The sequence below is a fragment of the Paenibacillus sp. 01T422 genome, from assembly GCF_056398785.1.
Genome location: NZ_JBFTQB010000220.1, coordinates 1 through 7,883 on the forward strand (window position 1 = coordinate 1; position 7,883 = coordinate 7,883).

General features: G+C 47.0%; 8 protein-coding genes and 1 pseudogene. 4 read left to right on the top strand and 5 right to left on the bottom strand.

What is annotated here, in order from left to right; all coding sequences use genetic code 11:
- From AC1DUA_RS14400 to AC1DUA_RS14415, 4 genes are all read right to left on the bottom strand, one after another.
- The coding region (locus tag AC1DUA_RS14400) for a glycosyltransferase family 2 protein (protein ID WP_477500423.1) at positions 1–488 on the bottom strand (488 nt) is incomplete at its 3' end.
- The gene (locus AC1DUA_RS14405; RefSeq protein ID WP_477500424.1) at positions 485–1,570 is read right to left on the bottom strand and encodes a glycosyltransferase; all 1,086 of its coding nucleotides are present in this window, start codon (positions 1,568–1,570) and stop codon (positions 485–487) included. The genes AC1DUA_RS14405 and AC1DUA_RS14400, both read right to left, overlap by 4 nt.
- A 4-nt stretch (positions 1,571–1,574) precedes the next feature.
- Positions 1,575–2,270 carry a glycosyltransferase gene (locus tag AC1DUA_RS14410; protein WP_477500425.1) on the bottom strand — a complete coding sequence of 232 codons (696 nt, stop codon included), beginning with the start codon at positions 2,268–2,270 and terminating at the stop codon, positions 1,575–1,577.
- The gene (locus AC1DUA_RS14415; protein WP_477500426.1) at positions 2,263–2,559 is read right to left on the bottom strand and encodes a hypothetical protein; all 297 of its coding nucleotides are present in this window, start codon (positions 2,557–2,559) and stop codon (positions 2,263–2,265) included. Before AC1DUA_RS14415 ends, AC1DUA_RS14410 begins: the two co-directional genes overlap by 8 nt.
- A 66-nt stretch (positions 2,560–2,625) precedes the next feature.
- Here AC1DUA_RS14415 and AC1DUA_RS14420 point away from each other — a divergent pair.
- Positions 2,626–2,799, top strand: a pseudogene (locus AC1DUA_RS14420) (glycosyltransferase); the annotation flags it as partial.
- Positions 2,800–3,171: 372 nt separating this feature from the next.
- Positions 3,172–3,555, top strand: a complete 384-nt coding sequence (locus AC1DUA_RS14425) for a tetratricopeptide repeat protein (RefSeq protein ID WP_477500429.1) — start codon at positions 3,172–3,174, stop codon at positions 3,553–3,555.
- A gap of 87 nt (positions 3,556–3,642) precedes the next feature.
- Here AC1DUA_RS14425 and AC1DUA_RS14430 read toward each other — a convergent pair whose 3' ends face one another.
- The gene (locus tag AC1DUA_RS14430; RefSeq protein WP_477500427.1) at positions 3,643–4,140 is read right to left on the bottom strand and encodes a metallophosphoesterase family protein; all 498 of its coding nucleotides are present in this window, start codon (positions 4,138–4,140) and stop codon (positions 3,643–3,645) included.
- Between the two features lie 184 nt (positions 4,141–4,324).
- On the opposite strand from AC1DUA_RS14430, the gene AC1DUA_RS14435 reads away from it, so the two are divergent.
- Together AC1DUA_RS14435 and AC1DUA_RS14440 are read left to right on the top strand one after the other, a co-directional pair.
- Positions 4,325–5,626, top strand: a complete 1,302-nt coding sequence (locus AC1DUA_RS14435) for an AAA family ATPase (RefSeq protein ID WP_477500430.1) — start codon at positions 4,325–4,327, stop codon at positions 5,624–5,626.
- 11 nt (positions 5,627–5,637) lie between these two features.
- Positions 5,638–7,347: a vWA domain-containing protein gene (locus AC1DUA_RS14440; protein ID WP_477500428.1), complete on the top strand. Its 1,710-nt coding sequence runs from the start codon at positions 5,638–5,640 to the stop codon at positions 7,345–7,347.
- Positions 7,348–7,883 lie beyond the last annotated feature (536 nt).

Consider the following 7,883-nt stretch of genomic DNA (forward strand, 5'->3'; position numbering starts at 1 on the left):
AGCGTATACTGGTCACTCAGCCAAACTTGAGGCATTTCCATCGTATCCGGCTGCCACTTCGTCCAAAAAATGTTGGAGATAATGGCTTTGTCCGCCGAAACAAGCTGCTCAAGAGTATGGGGGTGTAAAATGAGATCGGAATCAATCAGAAATACGTAATCGAATCTGTTTTCCAAAGCATAAGAAAGGATAGCATCCTTCATTATGGCTACTTTCCAAATTGCTTCTTCCGGCCAATAATGCGTGAATTCATCCTTATTATATGTTTCGGGATGTTTCTCCTCATTGTGGATGACTGTCCTACCATATTTCGCTTGAAAATCACACAATAATTGCTGTGAAGCTTCTACCTCGTTATTATCGACGAATAAATAACTTACCGTGAAGTTGTTACGTTCAAGCTCGGCAAGTGAGGTGAGAAAAGGAGCAAGAATATCAGGTACTTGACGAATGGGGCTTCCAATCAGCACACGCTTTTTTGGACTCAAAGTGCCTTCTCCTCTCGGCGGAGATTAGCAAAATACGCTTTATTATGCATAATGCTGGGATGAGTCGGATTGTAGACGGATGCAATCTCATTATGCAGCTCCGCTTTCTGCTTCTGCCCCATTCTGTCGTAGCACAAACAGAGATGCAGGTGCGGCACCCACGTCCAAGCCCCATGATCAACCATAYCCGCATAGTCAGTTGGCTCTCCTAAGGTGGTTGCTTTCTGAAACCAATAGATCGCAAGCTCCAGCCGATTGTCTTCGAAGAAGAAGTTGCCCACCCGACAGCACATCTCCGCCCTTGGCTTCCCATATAGTAAGGTTCTAAACCAAGTTTTCAGCTGCATCTGCCGATTCGATAGTTTACCGTAGCAATCCCCCATCTTCAGGCAAGCGGCAAAACAATCCTCGCGCCATCCCTGTTTTGTAGCCAGAAAACGCTCGTAATACGTAACTGCTTTTTCATCAAGACCATGATCTTTAAGCTCGTTTGCAAAATAATACAGATCACGTGGAGAAAAGATTTCATCCGCAGACTCGCGCTGTTGATAGATCCGCAAGTTCCGGTCGGTATACTCCTTATCCTTCTTGTGTGTAATGGCTATGTCAGAGTGAATCACATGCCCGCTGACAATCAGTACTTCGTGGACGGGTCCCTCCCAACGGAATCCGCATGCTCGCCTAACTAAACGGTTGCGTTTAAGACTCGTAATTACTTTGTTATCCGCGTCAAAAGCAAGGTGATACGGCATCATCACGCTGTCGACGGACGGATCTATCGAAGCTTTAAGCGCTATGAATTTCAGCCGGTCTTCTTCTTCTAGCTCATCATCTGCATCCAGCCATAAAAGATAGTCCTTCGTCGCTTTCGAAAAGGCAAAGTTCCTGGCCTCAGCGAAATGATCTTGCCAAGTCAAATCATAGATCAATTCTGTAAAAGAGGAAGCTATCTCCTTGGTCTGATCCGTAGAACCTGTGTCCAAGATAATGATTTCATCCGCTACCTCTCTAACAGACTGAAGACAGCGGTGAAGTGACGGCTCCTCATTTTTGACAATCATACATAAGCTTATCGTTATCAATTGGCTATTCCTCCCAAGTCACAAGGTTGGGATGTTCATCTAGAATGGAATCATACTGCTCTTTCCAACCATATTGGGCATTCGGATCAAGCCGCATGTAACGCTCATATTTCTCTTTCCTGTCTTCTGGTTTGGCCCAGCCGTAATGCTTGATTCTGGCAGAGTGGCATAGGTAGGAAAAATGGTTGATCGTAGCCGGGAAGCGGCCGCAGTGCTGAGGCGTCTCTTTCCAGAGATATGGAAAATCCGGTTTATACCTGATCAGAAAAGGACGATAGTAATGATGGGCACTCCAATAAGCATCATCCCGATAGCTGGTTTCGCTCCACATATCGTACAGCCGAAAATAGATGGCATCCTGCTCACAGTTGTTTAGCAAATCGCCCACTTGATCGGCAAATTGGTCCTCCAATAGCTCATCCCCATCCAAATTCAGAATCCATTCTGGATTCGTCTGCACTGTCGCTTCCCATTGCTGTTTTCTTAGCTGCACTTCATTGGCAAAACGTGATTCAGGATTGCGAATCAGCTGTAGCGGGATACCGGATAGAAGTTCTTCACAAATCTCTGAAGTATCGTCTGTGCTTCCATCATCAATGATGACCGCTTCATCAATCCAGGCTCGATGCTTCAGCAAAGCCTGACGCAAGTAACGGTGTCCTTCATTTTTTACAACCATAGAAAGTGTCAATTTACTCATGGCTTGCCCCCGCTACACAAAATATTTCATGCCCATGCCAGCCTGACTGCAGTCCAACCAACATCTTCGTTTTATCCCTCTCAGTCATATCGGGAACTGCAACCGGATGGATGCGCAAATCATATTCAAGCCTAGTTGGCTCCTCTCTGGAAAACAAGGAGATGATCTCAACATTGTCGACTTGCAGCTGATAAATAAGATGGCAGGACTTACACATCACAAGTGTAAATTTATCGTACGAATGGAAAAGCATGCTTTCATTTGCTTGACAAAGCGGACATGGCTGCATGTGATCATCCCTTCTTTCATTTAATTGAAGGTATACGCATATCTATGGCCATAAGGTTTTGCCGATGCCAGAAATTATGGGCTTAAGCATGCCAAATCCGATTGGATTCTTTATCTGGATGCCGATGAGGAGCTGGCACCTCTAGGTGATTTCGAATTGCATAAGGTGTTGCAGGAGACACAAGCCTCCATCCTATCCCTCCATTTAGTTAATTATATTGGCGAATCACCAAATGAAGACGAAGCATTTCATATTGCTCATCCTCGTTTTTTCCGCAACCATATCGGTTTGAAGTTCAAATATGCCATTCATGAAACACTGAATATCGACGACATTTTCTACGATCGCGACACTTCAGAAATGGTGGAAACTATCCCATTAAAATTATTTCACCGTGGATATATGGAGCCAATTACGATTCAGAAAAACAAGTTTGCTCGCAACATGACCCTACTACAGCAGGAAGCAAGTACCTCCGCAGCTAGTTCTAACCCATGGATTGAATACCACATAGCCAGCGAGTACTATCGAGTTCACCAGTATGACAAAGCATTTGAGTATGTCAATCTATCCATTGTTCGCTTCATTCAAGCAGGTAAAATGCCTCCTTCTATGCTGTATAAACTGAAGTATGCCATCCTCTTTAACACGGGAAGCATCGATGGCGCTTGGCCCGGTATCGAGAAAGCTATTGCTTTATATCCCGATTATGTCGATCTTCATTTCTATAAAGGTGTTATCTGCTATTTGAAGGAGTGGTATGCTGCGGCAATTGACGTTTTTCGGCATTGCGCTCTATTGGGGGAAACGACAGATCAACATCTAAGCTTACGAGGCACAGGCAGCTTTCACGCCTATTATTATCTAGGTCTATGCTGGGAAAAATTAGGAAATAACCAAGCGGCGATAAACGCCTATGAAAAGGCTTATGAACTTTCCCCTACTTATAGCATTGCCAAAGATGCGCTTAACAGGCTGAATGAAATCAAAACCTGATTTTTTTAGTAGATACATCTAACCAGCACGAAAAACACTCTCGACATCCCAAGAATGTGATTTCGTGCTGTTGGACATTGCCAAAGACTAAGCTTTGCTCTCATAGAAATAATGCTGAACCCGGATACTATCGCCTAATTCGATAATGCCATAGGAATATTGAGGTTGTCTTCTTTTATCCGTTGGCGAGCCTGGGTTGAACATCAGTATCCCGTCAATGGTTTGACTAAAAGGAACATGAGAATGCCCGAAAATGATAATATCCGGCTGCTCTTCCATGAATGCTTCCCGGGCTCTTTCCTCTGTCGTTTTACGGAAGCCGTCACCATGAATCAGACCGATTCGATACTTCCCGGCGTTCACGATTTTTTTCAAACCAAACCGTTCTATGATTTCATGACCGTCATTATTCCCAGCCACAGCTTCACATGGAGCAATTTGTTCAACAAGATCGACCACATGCTCACTCACCCAATCTCCTGCATGCAGAATCAGATCAACCCCATTTAGGCCCGCCACCAAAGTATCTGGCAGCTTTGGGACCCTCGCGGATAGATGCGTATCAGAAATGACACCAATTCGCATAAAATCACTCCTTTTTCCACATTTACTCTTATTTTCTCATTCGCAAGAAGGAACTGCAAATTCAAAGCAGAATAATGAGCAGACTACGCTGTTTGACTCCGTAGACGGACACTCTGAAAATTCGATGTTTGCAGCGCAGTTTGATACAATAATGCTGAAGTATACGCCAAGGGGGACAACCATGATGAAAGATCCCATCGTCATACAGAACAAGTTAAGAGAAGCTATGGGGCATCTCGAAAAAAGGTTCATGGAGCGGGAAGAGCTCATTCGAGTCTTGCTCCTTGCCATCATGAGCGGTGAACATGTCCTTTTGGTCGGACCTCCCGGTTCGGCGAAATCGCAGATGGCTCGAGCTACAGCAGAGTTATTCGGTAATGAACCCTATTACGACTATTTATTGACTCGCTTCACGACACCAGACGAGCTATTCGGCCCAGTCTCCCTGCAGAAATTAAAACAAGATGAGTACAGTCGCCTCACGGAAGGATATCTGCCTAGCGCACGTTTCGCCTTCCTTGATGAAATATTCAAAGCAAACAGTGCGATTCTTAACTCACTTTTATCGATATTAAATGAGCGCGTTTTCTTCAATGGACGTTTGAAGCAGCCGTCACCTCTCTTATTTCTAATGGCAGCCTCCAATGAATTGCCTGAAGATAACGAGCAGCTAGCTGCTCTTTACGATCGCTTTCTGTTCCGGTTTGAGGTCGAATATGTCAAGCAAATTTCCAGCTTCGAGCTCATGTTTCAAGCGCCAAGATCGCCCCTTCCCCATCTGCTTTCAACAGAGAACATTAACCAATTGAGATCACAAGCAATGGACGTAGAATTGCCAGATGCTTTGATTTACATGCTCTTCCAATTGAAAACAGCCCTTCAAGAGAAAGAATATGTGCTCTCCGATCGGCGCTGGAATAAAATTGGGCACACTTGGAAAATTTCAGCCGCTATTCACGGGCGCAGCGCAGTTGGCGTTTGGGATACCATCCTCACTCCTCATATGCTTTGGGATTTCCCAGAAGATTTAACTGAAGTTAAAGCTGTTTTTGATACGTTATTTCAGGACATGCTTAAACGCGAGATGGAACAAGAGCTTCCTCTACAGCAGTACAACATGACAGTTAAAAAATGGTTGGACAAGGTAGATGAACTCCATGCCTTCCAATTTAAAAAAGAAATCGGCGGCTCCTTATCCAAAGACGCTGCTGAACGTCTGAAAGGCAGCTTGGAAGAGTGTCGCACCGAACTTGAGGACACGGCACGCAGTTTGCGCGGCAGGCTCGTCTCCTGGCAGGAGAAAGAAAAGAAACTGCCTGAATGGATCGCTTCACAGTCCATTTTCTTGCAGCATCCCGAGCAGTATGCCGTTAAATTCACTCACCTGCGCATCCAGGGTGAACGCATTTTACAATCCATTCAAGGTTTATATCGCACATTGTTTGACCGTGAAATTCCGGGAATCGTGTACGACTATACCCTTTAAGAGGTTACTCTATGATCATACGCTGCACACGGGTCGATCGGTATGTGTTCGAAGGTTACGTTCATTCTTCGCGCGTCGCTCAAGAGTGGATGCGCGAAGCGGTGCGGCAAGCTCCTTGGTTTACGCTTGAGCTGTTTGCCGATTTCTTCATGTGCTTTTATTTAACGAAACCCGAGATCGATGCCGCCTCCGAGGAAACACCTTTCCATCGATGGATGGTGCTAACCTTGACCAAACAATACTTCTATGTCTCCATTCATCCACGAACAATCGGACAAGTGAACGCTTCTTTCAAAACAGCGCTCAAAGCGCTCATGTGGCTAACGGAATCGTACGAGAAAGAAGTGAAAAAAAGGCAAAAGGAACAGCAGCAAGTAGGCATCGGACTAGAGAAAAAGCAGCAGATGAGCGGTCAAGAGGACAAAAGCGTCAGCGAGCGGCTCACTGATAAGCAAATTGAGAAGCTGAGGTTAGTTGGTTATACGCTGCAGCAAGGAAAACGCGCTGTAGAGGACAAACAAGAGGCCTCCGATTCGCGGCCGCTAGTCGCTGATGAGATACGCGCGCTGAAGCAGCGAATTCTAGAACTGCAAGGCGAGCTGCGTACGGAGTTCATGAAACGCGACAAGCTGAAAGCGAAGCTGCGCAAGGCGGAAGAAGAACTCGAGCGCCGCAAGCGACAGCTGGACCGCATGAGCGCCCGCGACCTCGCCGCGATGCAAGAGCTGGAGTCCGAGCTAGGCGACTGGCTCGGGCGATCTTTGAAGGAGACGTTGTCCCTCGAAGAGGCGGACAGCTTTAATGTGCACGAGCTCGTGCAGGCGAGTCAGCGGCTTGCGAACCGGCGCTGGGGCAGCGAGCTGGGGAAACTGCGGAGGCAGACGTTCGAGCACTACATGCAGTGGATTGACAAACTGAAGCGCAGCAAGGATTTGGTGGCTTTCTTGCAGGAGGTGGGCCGCAACATCCATCACCTGCGGGTTGCGCGGAAGAAGCAGCGCTCGCCGTTCGTACCTGAATCCTACGATGATTTGCGGTACTCCGGAGACATCGCGCATTTGCTCCCCAGCGAAGCCAGTTTGCTCGCGGACGAAGATTTTGAGCCTTATTTTCTCGTCAAATGGATGGAAAATAAGCTCATGACTTACAACTACAGCGGTTCTTCGCCAGAACCGCAAAAAGGGCCCGTGATCTGTATGCTCGACACGTCGCATTCGATGCGCGGCAACAAGCTCAGGCTTGCCCAGCTGTTTACCGCGACCTTCGCCTCCTTCGCGCTTCTTGAGCGGCGGGACTTCGTCCTGCTGCTGTTCGGCGCCAAAGGCGAGCTAGTCGAGCACATCTTGTCCMATAAGCGTCCCGACTGGGATCGCTTCTACGGCCTTGCGCAGCTTGCCTTCGGCGGCGGTACGAACTTCGACGCCCCGCTGGGCAGAGGCATGGACATCGTTTCGCATCAGCCGCAGTTTCACGATGCCGATTTCGTGATGGTTACCGATGGCGTTGGCCAAATCTCCAAAGCAACCCAGCAGCAGCTTGCGCTGCTGGGTCAGAAAAAGCAGCTGCGGCTGCACTCCCTGATCATCGGCTCCGCCCGCCAGCATCTCGTCCACAAATACGAGATTATCGGTGTCTCGCATCAGGTGCGTTTTGCGACAGCCTGGGATATGCAGGATCCTGTTAAGGATGAGCTGCTGTTAGATGTATTTGCGAAGCAATGACTATTGGAAGTATGGAATCAAAGAATCCCCCGTGCCCTTCATCGGGCTCTCGGGGGATTCATTATTTAATGACAAATAAATAAGGACCCCTTTCGGAGTCCTCATTGACGGTGAATAGATTTATGGTACTATGCTTTGAACCTTACTCAGCTCGGTCTCTACCTCATCAACACTATTGCAGTACCTGACTACATTAATGATTTCTGCGGCACATCTCCTCGCTTCCATACGGATTCAACAACAGCTTCCCTTGGTGTAAATGTAAATTGTCTTTGACACGACACCTCTCTGCTTTCACCGTCAGAGATAGTATGTCCGCTCACTTCTGTTTTATGTATGTAAAATATTTATGCCGCGGAGGTCTTTCTCTCCCGCCACTCCAAACGCGCTGTTAATAGTTCTCACGCACGGCTAATGAACTACAGTCCGCTATTTCACTAAAAAGGCACATATTCCATCTGCGGGAGGAACTACAGACCTCTATTTCGCCAATTTTCCAGAAAAACATGTGGAGCGCGAATAGGRCACTGTAGTTC